Annotated in this window: 26 protein-coding genes; 6 read left to right on the top strand and 20 right to left on the bottom strand. The window is 74.8% G+C overall.

Annotated features, from left to right (window positions below; genetic code table 11):
• Positions 1 to 62 precede the first annotated feature (62 nt).
• Positions 63 to 491: a GNAT family N-acetyltransferase gene (locus DAI17_RS19910; protein WP_107774988.1), complete on the top strand. Its 429-nt coding sequence runs from the start codon at positions 63 to 65 to the stop codon at positions 489 to 491.
• Here DAI17_RS19910 and DAI17_RS19905 read toward each other — a convergent pair.
• A complete protein-coding gene (locus tag DAI17_RS19905) occupies positions 419 to 1,525 on the bottom strand; it encodes an MBL fold metallo-hydrolase (protein WP_199905227.1) in 1,107 nt (368 codons plus the stop codon). The genes DAI17_RS19910 and DAI17_RS19905 overlap by 73 nt on opposite strands.
• A gap of 123 nt (positions 1,526 to 1,648) precedes the next feature.
• Positions 1,649 to 2,455, bottom strand: coding sequence for a glycerophosphodiester phosphodiesterase (locus DAI17_RS19900; RefSeq protein WP_159081661.1), 807 nt, complete (start codon positions 2,453 to 2,455; stop codon positions 1,649 to 1,651).
• 120 nt (positions 2,456 to 2,575) lie between these two features.
• Between DAI17_RS19900 and DAI17_RS19895 the strand changes: the two genes are divergently transcribed.
• Positions 2,576 to 3,241, top strand: a complete 666-nt coding sequence (locus DAI17_RS19895) for a hypothetical protein (RefSeq protein WP_107774986.1) — start codon at positions 2,576 to 2,578, stop codon at positions 3,239 to 3,241.
• Positions 3,242 to 3,247: 6 nt separating this feature from the next.
• Here the strand turns inward: DAI17_RS19895 and DAI17_RS19890 are convergent, their stop codons facing one another.
• The 4 genes from DAI17_RS19890 to DAI17_RS19875 all read right to left on the bottom strand — a co-directional run bounded on the left by DAI17_RS19890 (position 3,248) and on the right by DAI17_RS19875 (position 5,957).
• Positions 3,248 to 3,649 (bottom strand): hypothetical protein, encoded by a 402-nt coding sequence (locus DAI17_RS19890; RefSeq protein WP_107774985.1) that lies wholly within the window; start codon positions 3,647 to 3,649, stop codon positions 3,248 to 3,250.
• Between the two features lie 52 nt (positions 3,650 to 3,701).
• Entirely contained in the window at positions 3,702 to 4,598 is an 897-nt protein-coding gene (locus DAI17_RS19885) for a cation diffusion facilitator family transporter (RefSeq protein WP_107774984.1), read from the bottom strand.
• A gap of 68 nt (positions 4,599 to 4,666) precedes the next feature.
• Positions 4,667 to 5,494, bottom strand: coding sequence for a hypothetical protein (locus DAI17_RS19880; protein WP_107774983.1), 828 nt, complete (start codon positions 5,492 to 5,494; stop codon positions 4,667 to 4,669).
• Positions 5,495 to 5,666: 172 nt separating this feature from the next.
• Positions 5,667 to 5,957: a DUF1330 domain-containing protein gene (locus DAI17_RS19875; RefSeq protein WP_107774982.1), complete on the bottom strand. Its 291-nt coding sequence runs from the start codon at positions 5,955 to 5,957 to the stop codon at positions 5,667 to 5,669.
• A 51-nt stretch (positions 5,958 to 6,008) separates the two neighbouring features.
• Between DAI17_RS19875 and DAI17_RS19870 the strand changes: the two genes are divergently transcribed.
• Positions 6,009 to 6,350, top strand: coding sequence for a TraR/DksA family transcriptional regulator (locus tag DAI17_RS19870; RefSeq protein ID WP_107774981.1), 342 nt, complete (start codon positions 6,009 to 6,011; stop codon positions 6,348 to 6,350).
• A gap of 6 nt (positions 6,351 to 6,356) precedes the next feature.
• Here DAI17_RS19870 and DAI17_RS19865 read toward each other — a convergent pair whose 3' ends face one another.
• The 8 genes from DAI17_RS19865 to DAI17_RS19830 all read right to left on the bottom strand — a co-directional run bounded on the left by DAI17_RS19865 (position 6,357) and on the right by DAI17_RS19830 (position 15,399).
• Positions 6,357 to 7,490 carry an NAD(P)/FAD-dependent oxidoreductase gene (locus DAI17_RS19865; RefSeq protein WP_107774980.1) on the bottom strand — a complete coding sequence of 378 codons (1,134 nt, stop codon included), beginning with the start codon at positions 7,488 to 7,490 and terminating at the stop codon, positions 6,357 to 6,359.
• A gap of 41 nt (positions 7,491 to 7,531) precedes the next feature.
• Positions 7,532 to 8,119, bottom strand: a complete 588-nt coding sequence (locus DAI17_RS19860) for a LutC/YkgG family protein (protein WP_107774979.1) — start codon at positions 8,117 to 8,119, stop codon at positions 7,532 to 7,534.
• Positions 8,116 to 9,651 carry a lactate utilization protein B gene (locus tag DAI17_RS19855; RefSeq protein WP_107774978.1) on the bottom strand — a complete coding sequence of 512 codons (1,536 nt, stop codon included), beginning with the start codon at positions 9,649 to 9,651 and terminating at the stop codon, positions 8,116 to 8,118. The genes DAI17_RS19860 and DAI17_RS19855 overlap by 4 nt, the downstream gene beginning before the upstream one ends.
• On the bottom strand, positions 9,648 to 10,433 hold the full coding sequence (locus DAI17_RS19850; RefSeq protein WP_107774977.1) for a (Fe-S)-binding protein: 786 nt from the start codon (positions 10,431 to 10,433) through the stop codon (positions 9,648 to 9,650). The genes DAI17_RS19855 and DAI17_RS19850 overlap by 4 nt, the downstream gene beginning before the upstream one ends.
• 136 nt (positions 10,434 to 10,569) lie before the next feature.
• Positions 10,570 to 10,950: a universal stress protein gene (locus DAI17_RS19845; protein WP_107774976.1), complete on the bottom strand. Its 381-nt coding sequence runs from the start codon at positions 10,948 to 10,950 to the stop codon at positions 10,570 to 10,572.
• A 46-nt stretch (positions 10,951 to 10,996) separates the two neighbouring features.
• Positions 10,997 to 13,045 carry a tripartite tricarboxylate transporter permease gene (locus tag DAI17_RS19840; protein WP_107774975.1) on the bottom strand — a complete coding sequence of 683 codons (2,049 nt, stop codon included), beginning with the start codon at positions 13,043 to 13,045 and terminating at the stop codon, positions 10,997 to 10,999.
• Between the two features lie 8 nt (positions 13,046 to 13,053).
• A complete protein-coding gene (locus tag DAI17_RS19835) occupies positions 13,054 to 14,250 on the bottom strand; it encodes a type 2 periplasmic-binding domain-containing protein (protein WP_107774974.1) in 1,197 nt (398 codons plus the stop codon).
• 57 nt (positions 14,251 to 14,307) lie between these two features.
• Positions 14,308 to 15,399, bottom strand: coding sequence for a PrpF domain-containing protein (locus tag DAI17_RS19830; protein WP_107774973.1), 1,092 nt, complete (start codon positions 15,397 to 15,399; stop codon positions 14,308 to 14,310).
• Positions 15,400 to 15,610: 211 nt separating this feature from the next.
• Here DAI17_RS19830 and DAI17_RS19825 point away from each other — a divergent pair, with 211 nt between their 5' ends.
• On the top strand, positions 15,611 to 16,513 hold the full coding sequence (locus DAI17_RS19825) for a LysR family transcriptional regulator (RefSeq protein WP_107774972.1): 903 nt from the start codon (positions 15,611 to 15,613) through the stop codon (positions 16,511 to 16,513).
• Between the two features lie 6 nt (positions 16,514 to 16,519).
• Here the strand turns inward: DAI17_RS19825 and DAI17_RS19820 are convergent, their stop codons facing one another.
• The gene (locus tag DAI17_RS19820; RefSeq protein WP_107774971.1) at positions 16,520 to 16,846 is read right to left on the bottom strand and encodes a putative quinol monooxygenase; all 327 of its coding nucleotides are present in this window, start codon (positions 16,844 to 16,846) and stop codon (positions 16,520 to 16,522) included.
• A gap of 54 nt (positions 16,847 to 16,900) precedes the next feature.
• A complete protein-coding gene (locus DAI17_RS19815) occupies positions 16,901 to 17,584 on the bottom strand; it encodes an SGNH/GDSL hydrolase family protein (RefSeq protein ID WP_107774970.1) in 684 nt (227 codons plus the stop codon).
• Positions 17,585 to 17,730: 146 nt separating this feature from the next.
• On the opposite strand from DAI17_RS19815, the gene DAI17_RS21110 reads away from it, so the two are divergent.
• Together DAI17_RS21110 and DAI17_RS19810 are read left to right on the top strand one after the other, a co-directional pair.
• Positions 17,731 to 17,883: a hypothetical protein gene (locus tag DAI17_RS21110; protein WP_159081660.1), complete on the top strand. Its 153-nt coding sequence runs from the start codon at positions 17,731 to 17,733 to the stop codon at positions 17,881 to 17,883.
• A 7-nt stretch (positions 17,884 to 17,890) separates the two neighbouring features.
• Positions 17,891 to 18,259 (top strand): DUF1622 domain-containing protein, encoded by a 369-nt coding sequence (locus DAI17_RS19810; protein ID WP_107774969.1) that lies wholly within the window; start codon positions 17,891 to 17,893, stop codon positions 18,257 to 18,259.
• A gap of 202 nt (positions 18,260 to 18,461) precedes the next feature.
• Here DAI17_RS19810 and idi read toward each other — a convergent pair whose 3' ends face one another.
• The 4 genes from idi to DAI17_RS19790 are packed head-to-tail and all read right to left on the bottom strand — an operon-like array spanning position 18,462 to position 21,694.
• Positions 18,462 to 19,043: an isopentenyl-diphosphate Delta-isomerase gene (gene idi / locus DAI17_RS19805; protein ID WP_107774968.1), complete on the bottom strand. Its 582-nt coding sequence runs from the start codon at positions 19,041 to 19,043 to the stop codon at positions 18,462 to 18,464.
• Positions 19,040 to 20,080: an NAD(P)/FAD-dependent oxidoreductase gene (locus DAI17_RS19800; protein WP_107774967.1), complete on the bottom strand. Its 1,041-nt coding sequence runs from the start codon at positions 20,078 to 20,080 to the stop codon at positions 19,040 to 19,042. The genes idi and DAI17_RS19800 overlap by 4 nt, the downstream gene beginning before the upstream one ends.
• Positions 20,073 to 20,642 carry an isoprenylcysteine carboxyl methyltransferase family protein gene (locus tag DAI17_RS19795; RefSeq protein ID WP_234412621.1) on the bottom strand — a complete coding sequence of 190 codons (570 nt, stop codon included), beginning with the start codon at positions 20,640 to 20,642 and terminating at the stop codon, positions 20,073 to 20,075. The genes DAI17_RS19800 and DAI17_RS19795 overlap by 8 nt, the downstream gene beginning before the upstream one ends.
• A complete protein-coding gene (locus DAI17_RS19790) occupies positions 20,639 to 21,694 on the bottom strand; it encodes a type III polyketide synthase (RefSeq protein ID WP_107774966.1) in 1,056 nt (351 codons plus the stop codon). The genes DAI17_RS19795 and DAI17_RS19790 overlap by 4 nt, the downstream gene beginning before the upstream one ends.
• Positions 21,695 to 21,728: the final 34 nt, after the last annotated feature.

Here is a 21,728-nt window from a genome sequence, read left to right as displayed (position 1 = left end):
ACCACGGGCGCGTTCCCCGCCTCGCCCGCCGTCCCGCGGAAGGCCGGCCGTAGGGTCGCGCCGTGGCGACGATCGACACCCTGGCCTTCGACGACCTCGACGCGCGGACGGCGTACGCGCTGTGGCGCCTGCGCCAGCAGGTCTTCGTCGTCGAGCAGGCCTCGCCCTACCCCGACCTCGACGGCCGCGACCTGGATCCGGCGACCCGGCACGTGCTGGCCCGCGACGGCGGCGAGCTGGTCGGCTGCCTGCGCGTCCTGGACGACGGGTCGCACGCGCGCATCGGCCGGGTGGCGGTGACCCCGTCGGCCCGCGGTCGCGGGCTGGCGCGCGACCTGATGGACGTGGCCCTGGCCGGCATCGGCGAGCGGGACGTGCGGCTGGACGCGCAGACGGGGCTGACGGCGTTCTACGAGTCCTACGGCTTCGCGGTGTCCGGTCCGGAGTTCGTCGAGGACGGCGTCGCGCACGTGCCGATGGTGCGGCGGTAGACCTCGACCCCGTCGTCCTCGCCGCGCTCGAGCGTGCCGCGCGCGACCAGCAGCTCGAGGTGGGCGCGCGTCTCGAGGGTGGCGAGCGCCGAGTTGAAGACGTCGAGCGACGCCAGGGTCCGCTCGTGCCGCGTCCAGGGCAGCGCGCCCGCGACGTCGTACGACGACACCGCACCGTCGCCGACCGACTCGAGGCAGAGCGCGAGCCGGTGCTCGTGGTGCGCCAGCAGCTCGTCCACGCGGGCGTGCGAGGACGGCGCGACCGGGCCGTGGGCCGGGAGCAGGGCCAGGTCGGGCAGGCCGCGCACCTTGGTCAGCGACGCCATGAAGTCCCCCAGCGGGTCGTCCGCGAGGGCCGGCTCGAAGCCGATGGACGGCGTGATGGTCGGCAGGACGTGGTCGCCGGCGAAGAGCAGGGACGCGGTCCGGTCGGCGAAGACGTAGTGCCCCCGGGTGTGGCCCGGCGTGTGCACGGCGTCGAGGGCGCGGTCGCCCACCTCGAGGCTGACGTCGCCCTCAAGCCAGGTGTCGGGGTGCTCCCACAGCGCGAGGTCGAGGGTGTGCGTGCGGGTGAACTCGCCCCAGGCGCGGGCGAGGGACGTGGCGCCGGTGCGCGCGAGGAGCGCGACGTGGGGGTCCGTCCCGCCCGGGTCCCGGTCATGGATCAGGTCCAGGGTCGCGCGGTCGCCGATGCCGAGGCTGACGTGCGACCCGACCTCGCGGCGGATGGTGACCGCCTGCGTGTAGTGGTCGCGGTGCACGTGGGTCACCAGGAAGCGCCGGATGTCACCGACCTCGCGGTCGATCTCCTTGAGGGACTGCTCGAGCTGGGTGCGGGAGACGTCGATCGCCCAGCCGCCGTCGATGAGGGTCAGGCCGTCGTCGGTCTCCAGGACGTAGACGTTGACCGCGCGCAGCCCGTCCATCGGCAGGGGCAGCGGGATGCGGTGCACCCCGGGGGCGACCGGCCATGCCCCGGGCTCGGTCCAGTGGGTGCCGGAGTCGGGCGAGATCGCCTGCGCGGTCGAGGTCACCGGACGGACTCTAGGCGGCCGGCGTCGTCGGCTCGGCGGTGAGGCGGTGGCAGGCGCCGCTGGCGGTGAGCAGGAAGGCCGGACAGCCGGACAGCCGGGCGCCACGCGAGCAGGCGCGCGGCCTCAGCCCAGCCAGGCGCGGTAGCCGGCCACGTCCGTGGTGACGACCCCGTCGGCCCCGACGCGCGAGAGCCGGCGCCACTCGGACCGGGTCTGCGCGTAGCCGCCGAGGACGACGACGCCGCGCCGCTGCAGCCGACGCACCCGCTGCTCGGTCAGCACCCGGGCGGGCACGTTGTAGCCGCCGACGAGCCCCCTGGTCTGCCGCACCTTGCGCCAGCCGCCCACGATCAGCTGGTTGCCCATCCGCGGGGAGAGGCGTCGTACGCGCTCCAGCACGGTCGGTCGCAGCGACGAGATCGCGGTCAGCTCGACGAGCCCGGCGTCCTTGACCAGGTTGACCACCCGCCGGACCTGGATGACGGACCAGTTGCTGCCCTTGAGCTCGAGCATCAGCGAGAACGGGCTGCCCCGCTCGGCCCGGACCGCCGCGAAGGCCAGGAGCTCCTCGACGTGCGGGACGGGCTTGCGGGTGGTGCGCTCGACGCAGCGGCGGTCGAGCCGGCGACGCGTCCAGGCGCCGATCGGGCCGGTGCAGGTGGTCGTGCGCCCCACGCCGCTGTCGTGCAGCACGACGAGCTCGTCGTCCTTGGTGCGGCGCACGTCGGTCTCCAGCGCCGTCGCGCCCGAGCGGAGGGAGTGCTTGAACGCCGCCATCGTGTTCTCGCCCAGCGAGCGCGTCGGCCCGCCGCGGTGGGCGGTCACCGAGAAGTCGCGGCCCGCGTCCGCGTCAGCAGCGGCGGCAGAGAGGGGCAGCGCGAGCACGAGGGAGAGGACCGGCGTCAGGAGCAGGGTGAGGGCGCGGGACACGGCGGACATCATGCCCGCCCCGCCGCCGCCCCGATGGACCGACGCCCTTGTCCGCACCCCCGACGAGGCGCAGACTGGGAGGTGGGCAGTGCGTCCGGCCCTGCCCGTCGGGAGTCAGCGATGGACACGCTCGTCCCCGGTCTCCGGGTCACCCACCAGATGCTCGTCGAGCGCCTCGACCTCGCCGCCGTGGCACGCCCCACGACCGATCCGGAGCACCCGCGCGACCAGTACCCGGCCATCGACACGTTCCTGGCCAGCGCCAGCCGGCACAACGCCGCGGCCCTCGCCGTCGTCGTCCCGGCCGCGCGCTCGCACCTGTCCGACGGCCCGGCGCGGGCCCACGACTACGTCGTCCAGAGCCGGCGCCTCGAGGTCGCGCTGTCGCAGGTCAAGGCCAAGCTCTACGGGTCGACGTACGCCGTGCGGCGGCCGTGGTCGTCCATCTGGAGCGACGTACGCCGCGAGCTCGCCGAGACCTGCGAGCTCGAGCGCCAGCTGGTGACGGACCTCGCGGCCGCGCGCCGCGACGACGACCCCGACTGGGGCGAGAAGCTCTACCGCGCCGAGCTGGCGGCCCCGACGCGACCGCACCCCTACATCCCCCACCAGGGCGTCCCCGGCCGGGTGGCGCGCACGGTGGCCAGGCGGATCGACGGCTTCTGGGACGCGGCCGAGGGACGGATGGTGCCCGAGCCGCTGCGCCACCACGAGCGGTCCCACGACGGCCGGTTCACGCAGTACCTGCTGGCCGACCCGCACCTGCCCGACGAGGACGAGGACTGACCCGGGTCAGAGCGAGTCGGGCACCTGCAGCGCGTCCGGGTCGCTGCGCGGCGGCAGCCCGGCGAGGGCCGCCTTCACCAGGGCCACGCGCGCGGCGACGACGACCTTGCGGCGCACCCGGCCGCCCGGGACGTCCCCCAGCGTCTCCTCGACCGCGGCGAGCACCTGGTCGTCGGTGAAGGTGGGACGCGTGCCGCTGGCGACCTCGACGTCGGGCAGGGCGACCAGCGCGGGCAGCAGCTGCCCGCCGAGGGCGTCGAGGAGCTGGTAGCGCTCGTAGCCGCTGAGGCCGTTCCACACCTCGTCGGGGTCCTGGCGGGACTTGCGCAGCCCGCGGCCGCGGGAGGCGGCGACCGGCTTGGCCGCGGCGGTGAGGGCGACGGTCAGCTCGTGCTCGGTGAAGCGCATGCCCCCAGCATGCCGCCCGGGCGCAGCGTCCGCCTCACCAGCCGGGCCCGCGTCACCAGTCGAGCTCGTGGCACTCCCGCGAGGCCTGCGACTCGACCTGCAGGGTCGCGTGGGCGATGGCGTGGTCGCGCCGGAGCAGCTCGCGTGCCTCGTCGAGCACCCGCTGCGTCCGCCCCTCCTCGGCGACGAGGTGCGCGGTGGCGACGAGCATCCCCGACGTCAGCGTCCACACGTGCACGTCGTGGACGTCGGCCACGCCGTCCAGCGCCGCGAGGTCGGCGACGACGTCGTCGACCTCCATGCCGGCCGGCACGTGCTGGCCGAGCACGGCGAGGACCTGGCGGCCGAGCAGCACCGCCCGGACGGCGACGAAGACGCCGATCGCCAGCGCCACGACGGTGTCCCAGACGCCGTCGCCGGTGGTGGCGACCAGCCAGCCGGCGACCAGCACGCCCACCGAGCCGAGGGTGTCGGCGACCACCTCGAGGTAGGCGCCCCGGACGTTCAGCGACTCCCCGGCACCCCCGCGCAGGAGCACCAGCGCGACGAGGTTGACGACAAGCCCGAGCACGCCGACCACCAGCATCGGGGTGGCGGCGATCCCCACGTCCGTGCCCCGGCGTCCGAGCGCCTCAAGGACGACGTACGCCGAGACGCCGAGCATGAGGAGCACCGCGAGGCCGGAGGCGAAGACCTCCGCCCGGTAGGAGCCGTAGGTGCGCCGCCCGGTCGTGTCGGGCCGCGACGCCACCCGGGTGGCGACCAGGGCGGCGCCGAGGGCCACCACGTCGGCGGCCATGTGCCCGGCGTCGGAGAGGAGCGCGAGCGACCCCGAGACGAGGCCGGCGACGAGCTCGACCCCGAAGAAGGCGGCGACCAGGCCGAAGGCGACGGCCAGCCGCCACCGGTGCCGCTCACCGGCGTGGCCGTGGGAGTGGCCTGCGCCCATGTCGCCCTCCCGTTGGTGCCGGTCGCCCGGGTGGTCCCGGTGTCGTGGTCACGGTAGCCAGAAGACGCTCAGTCGCGGCGCCGACCCCAGCGCGATGTACGTGGCTGGGCGGCGCGGAACCGCATGCCCGCCGGTTGGACCGGGACGGGGGCTGCGACCGGCGGCGTCTCGACCGGCTCGACCGGGTCGATCGCCTCCTGGCCGGTCGCGATGGTGTCCGCGTCGGCGACCTGGGCGGGGACGAGGATCGCGCGCACCTCGTCGACGACCTCGGAGACGACCCGGGCGTCCAGCTTGTCGGCGAAGGCGTAGAGGGCGTGGTCGCCGATGGCGGCGACCAGCATCGTGCCGCGCTGGTAGTCGAGCAGCACGCAGGTCTCGCGGTAGCGCTCCTCGAGCGCGCCCAGGACGGCCAGCGCCCGCACCCCCACCTCCGGGAGCGCGGCCATCGAGTCCAGGACGCCGCTGCCGGACTGGGGCACGGCCGCCCCGACGACCCGCTTGTCGCCGGTGATCACCGCGCTCCAGTGGGTCCCGAGGAGCTGGCGCACGCGCTGCATGCAGTGCCCCAGCGCCGCGTGCACGTCGGCGCCGCCGACGACGGTGAACTCCTTGGAAGCGCGGGGCTCCCCCGCCTCCACCTCGGCCGACAACGTCACCTCGCGAGCCAGGGTCCAGCCCACCCGGGCGGTCACGGTGGTGCTGCTGACCGTGCTGACCCACTCGAGGTCGCCGGCCCCGGTGAGGAACTCGAGCTGGCCGGCCACCCGGCAGGCATACCTCAGGGAGGCGGCGAGCCCGCCGGAGGCGCCGTCGTCGCCTTTCGTGGTGCCGTCGGCCGCGACGGTGAACCGGCGGGCGGGCTGCTGCGGCGGGGTCACGTCGTGCTTGGTCATCGGGTCTCCAGGACGTCCGGGGGGCTCACACCTGGCAGCGACGTCCGGTCGTCCCGAGACCCTTCACCGCCCGGACGCACCGCCCTGGACCCGATCATGGCGGACGCGAGCCGTCGACGGTGGGATCGCGCCGGAGAATCCCGGGACCGTCACCGGGCGACGCGCGGTCCGGCTACTCCGCGCCGGGGATGATGCGCATGTCGCGGACCGCGCCGCCGTCGAGCGCGGCCAGCGCCTCCCGGTAGTCCGGGCTGTCGTGCGCGGCCCGGGCGGCGTCGACGGAGTCGAAGACGATGACCACGGTGCGGGTGGCCTGGCCTGCCTCGTAGGTCTGCTCCGGCAGGCCGCGGGCGACGAACGTGCCACCCGCCGCCCGCAGGGCGGGCCCGGCCAGCTCGGCGTACGCCGCGACCTTGGCCTCGTCGGTGATCTCCTTGTAGGTGGTGACCCAGTAGGCGCTCATGGACCCCATCCTGTCCTGTCGCGGGCCGGACCTGCGTGGCAGCATGCCGGGGTGGACGGGGCCCGGGCACTGCTGGACGCCGAACGAGCGCGGGTGCTCGAGCGGCTGGCGGCCCTCACCGGCGACTACGACGCCGTGGTGGCGGCCTCGCTGGACACCAACGCCGACGACGAGCACGACCCGGAGGGCGCCACCATCGCCTTCGAGCGCTCGCAGATCGGCGCGCTGGTCGCCCAGGCGCGCGAGCACCTCGCCGAGGTCGACCGGGCCGTCGCGCGGCTCGACGACGGGACGTACGGCACCTGTGAGCGGTGCGGCGAGCCCATCCCGGCCGCGCGGCTCGAGGCGAGGCCCACCGCGCGCCGGTGCGTCGCCTGTGCGTCGCTGCCCTGACGCCGGTCAGCGGCGTACGAGGCCGTCCAGCAGCCTGCCGGCGAGGCGCGGTCCGATCAGCCCGTCGCCCAGCCCCAGCTCGACGAGCGTGTCGAACACGTGCCGGTCGCGCCCGGCGGCCCGGATGCCCGCGTCGACCACGGCCGGCGACCGGGACAGCCGCGAGGCCAGCCACGTGTGGCGCAGGTGCCGGGCCAGCAGCCGGCGCACGTCGTGGCGGTGCGCCGCGCCCGCGTCGTGCGGCCGCCCGGCGGCCAGGGTCCGGGCGGCGGTCCGGCCCGCGATGATCCCGGTCGCCACGGCGTAGTAGATCCCCTCCCCCGTCATCGGGTTGACCAGCCCGGCCGCGTCGCCGGCGAGCAGGACGCGACCGTCGGGCTGCTCCCAGCGCCACGTGCTGAGCGGCAGGTGGTGGCCGCGCCACCCGGTGCCGGTGGCGGCCGCGCCGGGGACGAGCGCCTCGAGCTGCTCGAGCAGCAGCCGCCGGCTGGGCTGCTCGCGGCCCTCCCCGTCGCCGGGCAGGAGCTCGCCGTAGCCGACGTTGGCGAGCCCGTCGCCGCGGTCGAAGGCCCAGGCGTACGACGGCTGGTGCCGGTCGCCGTACCGGATCACCTGGCGTCCCCGCAGGCCCGGCGTGGTGGGCGCGTAGCCGCGGATCGCGATCGCGCGGGGGTGCGCCCGGCGACCCAGCAGGTGCTGGCGCAGGACCGAGTAGGCGCCGTCCGCGCCGACCACGACCCCCGCCCCCGCGAGCAGCGGGTCGGCCGCGGAGGTCACCCGGTGCCGCCGCAGCGTGGCGCCCGCGGCGCAGGCGCGCTCCACGAGACGGGCGTCGAGCACCTCGCGGGGCACCACGTGCACGGGGCGCGCCATCGGGCCCTCGACGCGCACGTCGCCGTGCGAGAGCTCGAGGTGGCGCAGCGGCGCCCAGCCGTCCACCACGTCGCCGGCGCCGACCGTGGCCAGCGCGTCGAGGACGTGGGGCGCGATGCCGTCGCCGCAGGACTTGTCCCGCGGGAAGTCGCTGCGGTCGAGCAGCAGCACCCGCAGCGACGGGTCCTCGGCCAGCGCGCCCAGGCCCGCTGCCGAGCCGGCGGGCCCGGCACCGACGACCACCAGGTCCCAGGCCTCCGCGGTCACCGGCGCTCCTGCCTCGCGAAGTCCCTCATCGCGCGGGCCGCTCAGCCCACCACGACGACGTGCAGCGTCCGGGGTCCGTGCACGCCCTCGACCCGGTCGAGCTCGATGTCGCTCGTGGCGGACGGCCCGCTGATCCAGGTGAGCGGACGCGTCGGGTCGAGCAGCGCCACGGCGTCGGGCACGTCGGCGACGACCTGGTCGACGCCCACCACGCACACGTGCAGGTCCGGGACCAGGCTGATCGCCCGACGGCCCTGGTCGGGCGCGTGGTCCAGGACGATCGTGCCGGTCTCGGCGATCCCGACCCGGGCCCGGGTGACCACCGCGTCGATGCCGTCCAGCTCGACCGCGGACAGGTTGTCATCGACGACCGCGCCGGCCACGTCGATGCCGAGGTCGGGGGGTACGACGGCGCTGCCGCCGGCCAGCGCGGCGGCCACCGTCGCCTCGAGGTCGTCGGGACCGCAGCGGGTGACGACCGCGCGGTAGTCCTCGACGCGCTCGACGAAGAGGCCCACCAGGTCCTCGACCGGGGTCACGGTCGGCGGGGCGGGCAGCGGTCCGGCCGGCTCCACGCCGTCGAGGGCGGAGCGGACCCTTGCCAGGACCTCGTCGCGGGCGCTGGTCATCGTCGTCCTCCGTCGGTGCGCTTCCACCAGGCCCGGAAGGACTCCGGCGGCGGGGCGGGCAGGTCGCGGGCCGAGGTCCAGCCGCTGGCCGGTCCGGGCAGGCGTCCGGCGGCGCGCCGGCCGCCCGGGAGCGTCGTACGACCGAAGCGGTCGAGCACGCGGCCGCCGAGGCCGGACGCCTTCTCCGCCCACGCCAGCCGGCGGGCGTCGGAGAACGCCCAGGCGGCCGCCCTCATGGCGAGGGCCTCCGCCTTGGGCACGGTGTCGCCCCGGTGGCTGTCGACGACGGCGGCGCGCTGGTCGACCAGGACCGAGGGGATGTCGATGCGCACCGGGCACACCTCGAAGCAGGCGCCGCACAGCGACGAGGCGTAGGGCAGCGACGCGGTCTGCTCGTCGGACACGCCGTTGAGCAGCGGGTTGAGGATCGCGCCGATCGGGCCGGGGTAGACCGACCCGTAGGCGTGGCCGCCCACCCGCTCGTAGACGGGGCAGACGTTGAGGCAGGCCGAGCAGCGGATGCAGCGCAGCGCCTGCCGGCCGACGTCGTCGGCGAGGGCGCGGGTGCGGCCGTTGTCGAGCAGCACGACGTGCACCTCCTGGGGCCCGTCGCCGGGCGTGACGCCGCTCCAGGTGGAGGTGTAGGGGTTCATCCGCTCGCCCGTCGACGACCGCGGCAGCAGCCGCAGCAGCGGGTCGAGGTCGGGCCAGGAGGGCACGACCTTCTCGATGCCCACGACGCTGACCAGCACCTCGGGCAGGGTCAGGCACATCCGGCCGTTGCCCTCGGACTCGACGACGACCAGCGTGCCGGTGTCGGCGACGGCGAAGTTGGCGCCGGAGACCGCGACCTTGGCGCGCAGGAACTTCTCCCGCAGGTGGGCGCGGGCGGCGCCCGCCAGCACGGCGGGCTCGTCGGTCAGGTCGTCGGGGGCGGGCCGGCCCACGTCGGCCATCCGGCGCAGGAAGATCTCGCGGATCTCCGCCCGGTTGCGGTGGATCGCCGGCACCAGGATGTGCGAAGGCAGGTCGTCGCCGAGCTGCACGATGAGCTCCGCGAGGTCGGTCTCCCAGGCGAGGATCCCCTCGGCCTCGAGGGCCTCGTTGAGGCCGATCTCCATGGTGGCCATCGACTTGACCTTGACGACCTCGTCGGCGCCGTGGTCGCGGGTGATGCGGGCGACGATCGCGCACGCCTCGGTCGCGTCGCGGGCCCAGTGCACCGTCGCGCCCTGCTTGGTCAGCGAGGCCTCGAGCGTCTCGAGGTGGGTGGCGAGGTCGCGGAGCGCGGCCTCCTTGACCGCGGCGCCGCTGACCCGCAGGTCCTCCCAGCCCTCGACCTCCCCGACGACCCGGGCGCGCTTGGCCCGGATGGTCCCGGTGGCGTGGGCGAGGTTGTGGCGCAGCTGGGTGTCGGCCAGTGCCTCGCGGGCGGCCGTGGGGAACGCCGGCATCCCGACGAAGGTGCCGGTCGGCTTTTCGGGGTCCCCGCGGCGTTCGGAGCGCAGCGGAGAACGTCGTGGGGTGTTCATGCTCGGTCTCCTGCCCGGGCGCCGACGGCCGGTCCGGTCGTCCGCCCCTGGGACTCCTCGGTCGCGGCGAGCACCTCGGCGAGGTGCAGGGTGCGTACGCCGCTGCGCTGGCGCGAGAGCATCCCGCCGACGTGCATGAGGCACGAGTTGTCGCCGGCGACGAGCACCTCGGCGCCGGTGTCCCGGACGTGGCGCGCCTTGTCGGCGCCCATCGCGACCGAGGTGTCGGCGTTCTTGACGGCGAAGGTGCCGCCGAAGCCGCAGCACTCCTCGGCGGCGGGTAGGTCGACGAGGGTGAGCCCGCGGACCTTCTCGAGCAGCTGTCGGGGCCGGTCGCCGACGCCGAGCATCCGCAGGGAGTGGCAGGTGGGGTGGTAGGTCACCCGGTGCGGGAAGTAGGCCCCGACGTCGGTGACGCCCAGCACGTCGACGAGGAACTCGGTCAGCTCGTAGGTCCGCGGCCCCGTCTCCGCGACGGCCGCCTCGAGGCTCGCGTCCCCGGAGCGGCGGGCCACGATCGAGTGCTGGTGGCGGGCCGACCCCGCGCACGAGCCGCTCGGCGTGACGATCGCGTCGTACCCGGCGAAGGCGTCGACGAAGGTCCGGACGACGGGCACGGCCTCGTCGAGGTAGCCGGTGTTGACCATCGGCTGCCCGCAGCAGGTCTGGGTGTCCGGGAAGTCCACGTCGACCCCCAGCCGGCGCAGCAGCGTGACCACCGCCTTGCCGGTGTCCGGGAACATCGCGTCGTTGACGCAGGTCACCTGCAGCGCGACTCTCATGTCCGGCACCCTTGCACGTCCCCGGTGGAACGGGAATGCACCTGCACCCCTGTGGTGGGGCGGGCGGGCGGCCGGTCCGGCACGACAGCGGCCCCTGCGGTCCACCGGGTGGATCGCAGGGGCCGCCGTCCCGGCCTCAGTCGCGCTCGTCCGGCGGCGGCTTCACCGCCAGCACCGGGCAGGTGGCGTCGAGCAGGATCCGCTGCGCGGTGCTGCCGAAGACCATCTTGCCGACCGGCGACCGGTGCCGCAGCCCGAGCACCAGCAGCCGCGCGCCCCGGCGCTGCGCAACCTGCACGACCGCGTCGCTCGGGTCCCCGAGGTCGCCGCGCTCGACCTGCACCCGGCCGGCGAGCCCGGGCCAGCGGGCCTCGAGCTCGGCCGAGTCCGGCACCGGCTCCCCGCGGACCGCGGGGACGAGGACGACGGGCTCGCCGGGCTCGCCGGGGGCGGCGAGCGCGGCCGTGACGGCGGCGTGCCCGGGGGCGGTGTCGGCGAAGGCCACCACGATGGTCATCGGGATCCTCTCGGGGAGTCGGTCGGGGACGTCGTACGGCGCGTGCTCACTGGAGCCAGCCCATCGGGAGGTCCACCGGCAGCAGGGACGGCAGCGAGAGCAGCACGAGCCCGAGCACCAGGGTGTAGACCACCGCGGTGCGCGGCCGGGCGCGGGCGGCGTACAGCAGGAACACCGGGACGAACACCAGCGTGGCCGCCAGGTAGCCGCCCAGGGCGACCAGCACCAGGAAGGTCGCCATCGCCGCGAAGGTGCGACCGGCGATCACCAGGTCGCGGCGCCGGGCCTCGACCCGGGGGTCGGCGGCCGTGTCCACCCGGCTGGCGACCACGGTCGACCCCGACGAGGGCAGGGGCTCGGGCTCCGCCGCCGCCGGCGGTCGGGGACGGGCGTTGCGGCGCTCCTGCCAGAGCAGGGTGCCGGCGGCGACCAGCCCGCAGAACGAGACCAGGCGGGGCATCAGCTGCGCCTCCTCGGAGAAGGAGCCGCTGACCCACAGGGCGCCGACGAAGAGCAGGACCGCGACGAGCGCGACCGTGAACGACCAGCGGGTGCCGGCCATCGAGCCCTCGAGGTCCTCGCCGGGCAGCTCCTCGAGCTCGCTGCGGTGCCCGTCGTCGACGGCACCGTAGGCACCGCGGACCTTCTTGACCAGCGCCCACAGGAGCGGGCCGACGAGCAGGGCGGCGAAGACGAGCACGCCGGGGCGCGCCATCCAGCCGGCGCCGTCGTACAGGCTCGTGGTCAGGTAGTAGTAGCGCTCCATCGGGATGGCCAGCACGAAGCCGATGAGGAACGGGGCGCGCGGCATGCCGGTGGCCTTGAGGAAGAACCCGACGACGCCGAGCACGACCATCACCCACAGGTCGCCGAGCTGGCCGCCCTCCTGGTAGGCGCCGAGGAGCATGACCACCAGCAGGCCGGGGCCGAGGACCGCGAACGGCACCTTGGTCAGCTTGGCCAGCGACGGCGTCGCCATGAAGCACAGGAACGCGCCGACGACGCTCGCGATGGCGAAGGCCCAGATGATGAGGTACATCAGGTCGAGGTGCTCGGTGACGATCGCCGGACCGGGCTGGATGCCGTAGGTCAGCAGCATCCCGAGGAGCATCGCCGACGGCACGCCACCGGGGATGCCGAAGAGGAACGTCGGGATCAGGTCGCCCGCCTCGACGGAGTTGTTGGCGCTCTCGGGGCCGACGATGCCGCGCGGGTCGCCCTTGCCGAACTTGCGCTTGTCCTTGGCGGTGGCGACCGCCTGGCCGTAGGCCAGCCAGGTCCCGGCCGTCGCGCCGACGCCGGGCAGCACGCCGGCCCAGATGCCGATGAGGGCACCCCGGACGACCTGCGTCCAGTGGGTCAGCCACTCACGGATGCCCGAGCCCCAGCCGCCGGTCAGCTCGACCGGCCGCTCGGTGACGCGGCGCTGGCCGACGCGGCTGGCGATCTCGGCGAGGCCGAAGATGCCCAGCGCGACCGCGACCAGCGAGACGCCGTCGCTGAGGAACAGGGAGCCGAAGGAGAACCGCTCCTCGGCGGTCGTGGGCGAGGTGCCCACGAGCCCGAGCAGCAGGCCGAGGAAGCCGGCGGTCAGGCCCTTGACGACGTTGCCGCGCGAGAGCACCGCCGCCAGCGAGACGCCGAGGATGGTCAGCATGAACAGCTCGGGGCTGCCGAAGGACAGCACCAGCGGCCGGGCCAGCGGGATCGCCACGGTCAGCCCGACCGCGCCGATCAGGCCGCCGGCCATGGAGGAGAGGAAGGCCAGCGACAGCGCGCGCTTGGCCTGCCCCTGCCGGGCCATCGAGTAGCCGTCGAGCATCGTCACGCTCGCCGAGGCAGAGCCCGGCGCGCCGAGGAGCACCGCGGCGACGGTGTCGGAGGTGTGCACCACCGCCAGCGCGCCGATGAGCATGGCCAGGGCCTGCTCGGGCTCCATGCCGAAGGTGACGGGGAGCAGGATCGCCACGGCGCCGGTGCCGCCGAGGCCGGGGATGAGCCCGATCACGAGGCCGGCGACCACGCCGACGGCCAGCATGACCAGGAGGGAGGGATCGGCCAGCGAGGCCAGGGCGGAGAAGGCTGCGTCAGTCATGGGAAGCCTCAGTCGATCGTGATGTCGTAGTCGGACTCGAGCAGCTCGAGGACGTCCTCACGGACGTCGTCGTCCACCCGGTAGGCCTCGCCGATGCGCTCGGCGAGGTCGGGCGAGGCGTCGATCGGGTAGCCCCCGAGCACCTCGGCGGCGGACTTCTGGAACGCCGGGTCGGCGCCGAGCTCCTCGGCCGTCGAGCGGAGCAGCTCGACCGCCTCGTCCGGCGTCTCCTCGGGCACCCAGAGCGCCTTCTGGTAGGTGTAGGTGAGGGCCAGGATCGAGCGGTACGTCGCGAGCGCGTCGGCGTCGGGTTGCTCGCCGTACAGCTTCTCGTGGACCTCGACGACGGTCGGGATCTCGGGGAAGTTGGGGTCCCGGACGATCTCGCCGCCCTCGTCGACCTGGCCGAGGGAGAACAGCGGCACGGCGGTGCCGTCCTCGACGAGCGGGTCGACCGCGGGGCCGTACGACGACGTCGTCTGGTAGTCGATGTCGACCTCGCCGCGCTGGAGCGCCAGGTTGACCGGGCCGCGGCCCTCGAAGCCGAAGGTGGAGTCGATGTCGGCGTCGAGCAGGTCGAAGGCCAGCAGCGTGGTCAGGTCGAGCCCGGTGGCGGCGATGCCGCCGAAGACGAGCGGCTTGTCGCGGTCGACGAGGTCCTCGACCCCCTTCACGCCGGCGCCGGTGCGGGCGTAGACGACCGCCCCGGTGCCGTTGGCCAGGATGGGCCGCAGCTGGCTGAAGTCGTAGCGCACCGCGGGCACGTCGAGGAGGTAGGGCACCACGGTCGAGGCGGTGCTGACCAGCACCTCGGTGCCGTCGGTGCGGGCCGAGGACATGAAGTGGTTGGTGCCGAGGATGCCCTCGCCGCCGTCGTCGTTCTCCGGCGCGAGGCCGGGCGAGCCGGGCACCGCCTCGGTGAGCTCGGCGGACACGAAGCGCGCCCAGGTGTCGGTGCCACCACCCTCCGCCAGCGGGATCATCAGCTCGACGGTCTCTCCCTCGTAGTCACCGTCGGCGGTGGAGGCCGGGGGGTTGAGCAGGTCGCCCCCGAGCACCGAGACGCCCACCGCGAGCGCGGTGAAGCACGCCACGATCGTTCCTGCGACGCGCGGGCTCGGGGCGGGGCGGTCGGGCTCGGCCGCGGGGGGCGCGGGCCCGTCGCCGGTCGTCACGACGTCCTCGTCATGGACGTGCTGGGTCATCAGTTCCTCCAGGTGTAGCGAGCCCCGCGACGGGGGCAGGTGTCAAGTGGGGGCTGCTCAGGCCGAGGCGGAGGGCAGCAGCGGGGGGTCGGGCAGCAGGACGGTGCCGTGGGCCAGGCGGCGGTAGGTGCGGACGACGCCCACGACCGGCGCGCCGTCGTGGTCCTCGACGAACGTGGTCACCGGGCCGGCGGGGGTGCCGATGCGCAGGCCCGCGCTCGCGTCGCCGGTGACGACGCGCTGCACGACGGTGCCGGGCGTGGCCGCCGCGAGGGTCAGCGCGACCGAGCCGGTGACCGGGACCGCGGGGTGGAAGCGGCCCATCGAGAGCATCCGCACGGTGAGGTCCTCGGACTCGTCCCCGGCGGCGGAGACCATCGCCAGCTTGGGCACCGCACGGGCGACCGCGGCCGGCTCGGGGGCGAGGCCCATGAGGACCCCGGCCTCGCGGCGTACGACGTCGAGACGGGCCAGCAGGCCGGGCACCGCGTCGAGCACGTCGGTGCCCTCGTCGCCGCGCACCCCGAAGTCGGCCGCGTCGACGGCCACCACGGGCGCGCCGGCGTCGACGAGCGTCACGGTCACCCCGGCGCCGGGGAGGTGGTCCCTGACGTCGCCCGTGGGGAAGAGCCGGCCGGTGCTGCGCCCCGCCGGGTCGACGAAGCCCATCCGCACCGGAGAGCCGGGGAACGGCACGCCGGGGATGCTGTCGGTGGCCGCCTCGGAGAGCACCCCACCCGGGGTGGGGACACGCTGGACGATGAGCTGGCCGGTGTTGGTGTTGAGCACGCGGACGGCCGTCTCGTCCTCGCCGGCGGGCACCCAGCCCTCGCGGATCGCGAAGGAGGCGACGACGGCCGAGCAGTTGCCGCAGTTGCTGCCCCAGTCGACCTTGGCCTCCTCGATGCCGACCTGCGCGAAGGTGTACTCCACGTCGACGCCCGCGTCGGCGGACGGCGCGAGGATCACGGCCTTGCTGGTGGTCGAGGTGCCGCCGCCCACGCCGTCGACCTGCCGGTGGTCGGGGCTGCCGTAGACGCGGAGCAGCACCTCGTCCACGGAGAGGTCACCGACGCGGAGGTCGTCACGGCGGAAGACCCAGCACTTGCTGGTCCCGCCGCGCATCCACGTCGCGGGGATCTCGTGCATCTCGCCTCCTGGCTGCAGGCCCGGACGGGTTCCGGACCACCTCAGCGTGGGGCGCCGTGAGGTGAAGCACAATCACGACTTCGAACACGTGCGTGTAGGAATGCTTCATCCAATTCCGACACGTCAGCTCGTCACGAGCCCGGCGCGTGCGTCCAGCGGTGCTGGAGGCTGCTACATGGCCATGAAGCAGGACTTCAGGCAGAATCGAGCCGTGCTCGACGTCAAACGGCTCCAGGTCCTGCTGGCCATCGTGGAGGAGGGCTCCGTCACCGGCGCGGCCACGGCGCTGGGCTACACGCCCTCGGCGGTGTCGCAGCAGCTGCTGCGCCTCGAGCGGGAGGCCGGCCAGCCGCTGCTGGACCGGCACGCCCGCGGGATGACGCCGACCGAGGCCGGGCTGGTGCTCGCCCGGCACGCGCGCAAGGTGGTGCGCCAGCTCGCGGCCGCGGAGTCCGACCTCGCGGACATCGCGGGCCTACGCCGCGGCAGCGTCACCCTGGGCACGTTCCCGACCGTGGGGAGCTCGTTCCTCCCGCTGGCCGTGCGCCGCTACCGCGAGCTCTACCCGGCCATCGAGCTCACCATCCACAGCGGCCGCGAGGACCACCTCGTCCGGATGCTCGAGGAGGGCAAGGTCGCGGTGTCCCTGCTGTGGGACTACGAGTGGCAGCGCGTCGACAACGAGGAGCTGGTGCTGACCGAGCTCTTCACCGACCCCACCGTGCTGCTCGTCGGCGCCACCCACCGGCTCGCCCGGCGGCGCACGGTCAGGATGGCCGACCTCGCCGACGAGCCGTGGATCATCCGGGCCGGCGGGCACCCCGTCGTCGAGGTGCTCGAGCGCAGCGCGGTCGCGGCGGGGTTCACCCCGTCCATCGCCTTCCACGCCAACGACTACCAGGAGGCCCAGGCGATGGTCAGCGTCGGGCTGGGCATCGCCCTCGCGCCGCGCACGGCCACCGTCAACCAGCACCCCGACGTGCGGGTGGTCTCGCTGGGCGACACCGCCCCGTCACGTCGGGTGCTGATGGCGCACCGGCCGGGCCGCGTGCGCGCTGCTGCCGAGCTCGCCCTGCACGACGTGCTCGTGGAGACCGCGGCGTCGTACTCCTGAGGCTCTTCAGCCCTCGACGGCCATCTCGCCGAGCTCGGACCAGTCCGAGCCATCGATGGTGGTGTTGATGATCTTCGGCGTCGCGGCCAGGTGCGGCGGCAGGTCGCGCTGCGCGTCCGCGAAGTGCTGGGACCCGACGTGGGCGGCGCCGGCGGCGCCGTCGGCGAAGGCCTCCACGAGGACGTACTCGTCCGGGTCGTCGAGGCTGCGCGACCAGTCGAACCAGAGACAGCCGGGCTCGGCCCGGGTCGCCTCGGTGAAGGCCCGGCTGATCTCCGGCCACTTCTCGGCGGACTCGGGGCGGACCTGGAACTTGGCGGTGATGAAGATCAAGGGTCTCTCCTTCGGGACGGGGGTCGGGGACAAGTCTGCTGGAGGGCGCGCTCCTCAGCGCAGCACGCCCTCCTCGACCAGCGCCTCGGCCACCCGGGTGCCGAAGACGTCGTGGCTCTCCGGCGTCAGGTGCAGCCGGTCGGGCAGGTAGGACAGGTCGTCCCAGGCGAGGGTGGACACGTAGGGCACGCCCGCCTGCTCGGCCGCGCGGGCCAGGGCGGCGTCGGTGTCGGCGGTCAGCGCGAGCCCGCGGTCGGGCGCGGGTGGCGGCCCGACGACGACCTCGGCCCCGGAGGTCTCGACGACGGCGACCGCCGCGGACTCGATGAGTCCCGCGTCGGCGTTGACGTCGTTGAGACCGCCCTGGATCACGAGCAGCTCGTCGTCGCCGCGCGCCAGCCGCTGGGCCCGGGAGCCGAACTCCTGGCCGTCGCAGTAGGCCGACCCGGTGAACCCTGAGCCGGCGAACCCGTCCACGCGCACCGTCGCCTGCGCCTCCCGTGCGAACGCGGTCGGCCACGAGGCGCGCTGGTCCCGCAGCCCCCAGCCCTGGGCGTAGGAGTCGCCCATGACCACGACCGTCCGCTCCCCCGACCCGACCGGCGCGGTCCCGCGGCGCTCCACGCTGGCACGGATGACCTCGCACGCCTCCCCCTGGGTGTGCTCGCGCCAGAGCCACGCGCCGCCCGCCACGACGGCGAGGGTGAGCACGATCCCGGGGACGACTGCCTTGACCACCGCGAGACCGTACCGACGGTCGCGCCCCGACGCCCGATCGCGATCCCCCGCAGGGGTACTTCCCTGCCGCCGCGGGACGGTCCTAGGCTGCTGGAGTCCGGAGGCCGGCCGGTGTCGGAGGCACCACGACCCTTGAGGAGCGCGACATGACCGACCAGAACCCCGAGCCCCTGAGCGAGACGCCCGCCCACGACGACGACCTCGACGAGGAGCAGCTCAGCGACGAGCTGGACACCGACCCCGAGACCCCGGCGCACCCGCCCGGCGACGAGGTCGAGGACGAGGACGTCGTCGGGTGACCTGCCGATGAGCTTCGACGAGCTCATGGAGCTGGTCGTCCACGGCTTCGAGATCGGCGGCGTCGCGATCCTCGTCGTCGGCTCGCTCACGGCCTGCGTGCACGCGCTGTGGTCGGCCCGGACGACCGGCGCCCAGTCGGCCTACGAGGCCGCGCGGCGCAACGTCGGCCGCGCCATCCTGCTGGGTCTGGAGTTCCTCATCATCGCCGACATCGTGCTGACCATCACCGTCGACCCGACGCTGGAGAGCGCCCTGGCGCTCGGCCTCATCGTGCTGGTCCGGACGTTCCTCAGCTTCTCCCTCGAGGTCGAGCTCGAGGGGACGCTGCCCTGGCGCCGGGCGACGCGGCGCGAGGCAGGCACGCCCGCAGGCTGAGTGGCTGTCGGGCCTCGCGTGGGCCCCGATCCGGGCGCTACGAGCTGAGTCACGCCGTGACTCAGGTCGCCGGCGCGACCAGCCCCGCCCGAGCGCTGCGAGTTGAGTCACCCGGTGACTCAGGTCGCAGCTCCGACCCGATCGGTCGAGGTCCGACGAGTTGAGTCACCCGGTGACTCAGGTCGCACGCCCCGGCCGGACGTCAGTAACGCGCGGCGGGCGGCACCTCGTCGTACGACGCAGGGGGTGCGGTGAGCGGGTCGGCCGGTAGCGCCGCCACCTGCTCGCGGCACCACGGCGAGATGTCGCGGCTGCCGTCCAGCACCCCGGCGCGGAAGGCGTCCCATGGCTCCCACCGCACCTCGTCCACCTCGGCGGGGTCGGGCCGGACCGTGTCGGTGGTGCTCGCGGCGAACACGGGGCACATCTCGTGCTCGACCGTGCCGTCCGCCATGACGGCGCGGTAGCGGAACCGCGGCAGCAGCAGCCGCAGCCCCTCCAGCCGCACGCCGAGCTCCTGCTCGACCCGACGTCGTACGGCGTCCTCGAGCGGCTCCCCCGGGGCGGGGTGGCCGCAGCAGCCGTTGGTCCACACCCCCGGCCAGGTCGGCTTGTGCAGCGCCCGCCGGGTCACCAGGACCGAGCCCTCGCCGTCGAAGAGGTAGCACGAGAACGCCAGGTGCAGCGGGGTGTCGGCGTGGTGCACGGCCCGCTTGTCGGCGGTGCCGACGGCGCGGCCCTCCTCGTCGAGAAGGACGACCTGTTCGAGGGGGGCGGACGTCATGCGGGCACCTCGATCGGTCGGGCGAGCTGGTTGACGGCGGCGGAGAAGAGCCGGGGCGAGCGGGCGGCCGCCGGGACGATGCGGCGGCGCACCGGGCGGTGCGCGGTCGCACGCAGCAGGGCGTGGGTGAGCAGCTCGTGGCGTCGGCCCAGGCGGGCCGCGACCCCCTCGAAGCGCTGCGGGTCGTCGGCGACGACGCAGGCCACGACGGCCCGGGCCTGCGCCAGCCCGAGGGCGATCCCCTCGCCGGTGAGCGCGTCGACGTAGCCGCCGGCGTCGCCGACGAGCAGGGTGCGGCCCGCGACCCGGCGGCTGGCCCGCTGCCGCAGCGGACCGGCGCCCATCACCCGGGTCCGCGGGCCGTCCAGCCGGGCCGCCAGCGCCGGGAAGGAGGCCAGCACGTCGTCGAACGGCCCCCCGGAGTCCGTGAGCACCGCGACCCCGACCAGGTCGTCGGCCACCGGGGTCACGTAGGCCTCGGCCCGCGCCGACCAGTGCACCTCGACGAAGGGCGTCCACGGCGCCTGCTCCACGTGGCAGCGCAGGCCGAACCGGCGGCGACCGCGAGCCGTGACGTCGAGGCCGAGCAGGCGTCGTACGGGTGAGTGGAGGCCGTCCGCGGCCACCAGGTAGCGGGCGGCCTCGCCATCGACGAGCACGTGTCCGCCGGCGTCGCGGACCGACCGCACCGGCTCGGCCTCCACCGGGACATCGGCGCGTGCGAGGGCGTCGGAGAGCGCGGCGTGGAGCGTCGTACGACGCACGCCGAGGCCCGGCCCGGCCTCGAAGGTCGCCTCGGCGGCGGCCCCCCGGCCGGAGGCCGCGACGTAGCGGATGCCCACCAGCGGGTGGCCGTCCGGGTGCACCCCGAGCGCCGCCAGCTCGGCCACGGCGCCGGGCATCAGCCCCTCGCCGCACGCCTTGTCGACCGGGCCGGTGCGGGGCTCCCGGACGACGACGTCGAGCCCGGCACGGGCGGCGTGCAGGGCGACGGCCAGGCCGACCGGTCCGCCGCCGGCGACGACGAGGTCACGCACGGCCCGCCTCCGCGCCCGTCCCGCTGTCCGTCCCCGTGCCCGCGTCGGGCAGCGTCGCCAGCGCGGCGTCCTCGGCGCGGATCCGCACCGCCAGCAGCCCGGCGTTGAGCACGGTGAAGACGACCGCGGTGATCCACGCCGCGTGCACGAGCGGCAGGGCGACCCCCTCGACGACCACGGCGACGTAGTTGGGGTGGCGGAAGATCCGGTAGGGGCCCGAGGTGACCGGGGGCAGGCCGGGGACCACGATGACGCGGGTGTTCCAGCGGCGGCCCAGGGTGGTGATGCACCACCAGCGCAGCGCCTGGGAGGCCACGACGAGCGCGAGCATCGACCAGGCCAGCGCGGACGGCACGTCGGGCCGGCGCAGCCACGCCTCGGCCAGCGCGCCGACCAGCAGGCCGGTGTGCAGGACCACCATGAACGGGTAGTGGCCCTGGCCGGTCTCCACCCCGCCCTGCTCCTTGCTCCAGGCGGCGTTGCGGGTCGAGACGACGAGCTCGGCGATCCGCTCGAGGCCCACGAGGGCGACGAGGACGGTGAACGCGGCCAGGGTGGTCACGCGGCGCCCCGCAGCAGCACGAGCTCGGAGCAGAAGCCTGGCCCCATCGCCAGCAGCACGCCGTGGCTGCCCGGTGCCGGCGGCCGCTCGCGCAGCGTGTCCTCGAGGACGTGCAGGACCGAGGCCGACGACAGGTTGCCGACGCGCGCCAGCGACTGCCACGTCAGCTCGACCGCGTCCCGCGGGACCTCGAGCGCCGACTGCAGCGCCTCGATCACCTTGGGCCCGCCCGGGTGGCACACCCACCAGCCGATGTCGGCGCGGGTGAGCCCGTGGTCGGCGAGGAAGCCGTCGACGTCGCCGCGCAGGTGGCGCTCGACGAGGGTCGGGACCTCGGCGTCCAGGACGATGCGCAGGCCACCCCCGGTGACGTCGAAGCCCATGGTCCGCTCGCTGTCGGGGTAGAGCCGGCTGCGGGAGGCGAGCACCTCGACGGGACCGTCCGCCCCGCGCGCGCCGGTCGCGACGACGGCCGACGCGCCGTCGCCGAAGAGCCCGCTGGCGACCAGGTTGGGGACCGACACGTCGTCGCGCTGGAGGGTCAGCGAGCACAGCTCGACGGCCACCAGCACCGCGGTGTGGTCGGGGTGGCCCAGGAGGTAGTCGTGCACCCGGGCGATCCCCGCCGCCCCGGCCACGCACCCGAGGCCGACCAGCGGCATCCGGCGGACGTCCTCGCGCAGCCCCACGACGGCCGCGATGCGAGCGTCGAGGGAGGGCACCGCGAGGCCGGTCACGGTGGCGGTGACGACCAGGTCGACGTCGGAGGGGGTGAGGTCGGCGGCCTTGAGCGCGTCGACCAGCGCCTGGGCGCCCAGCTGGACGGCGTGCTCGATGAAGAGGTCGTTGGCCTGCCCGAAGTCGCGCAGCCCGGCGTACTCCTCCAGCGGCAGGACGGTGTGCCGCCGCTCCACGCCGGCGTTGCGGTGGAAGCGGCGCAGCAGCGCGCGGTCCACGCTGCGCTCGGAGATCACCTCGCCGAACGCCTCGGTGATCTCCTCCTGTGGGTGGGAGTACGCCGGCAACGCGCCGCGGGCGGACAGGATCCTCATGACAGCCTCCAGGGGCGTGGGCAGGAGCGGGGAC

It is taken from the genome of Nocardioides sediminis (assembly GCF_003047295.1).
GTDB classification, from domain to species: Bacteria; Actinomycetota; Actinomycetes; order Propionibacteriales; family Nocardioidaceae; genus Nocardioides; species Nocardioides sediminis.
This window is presented reverse-complemented; position numbering and strand designations above follow the sequence as displayed.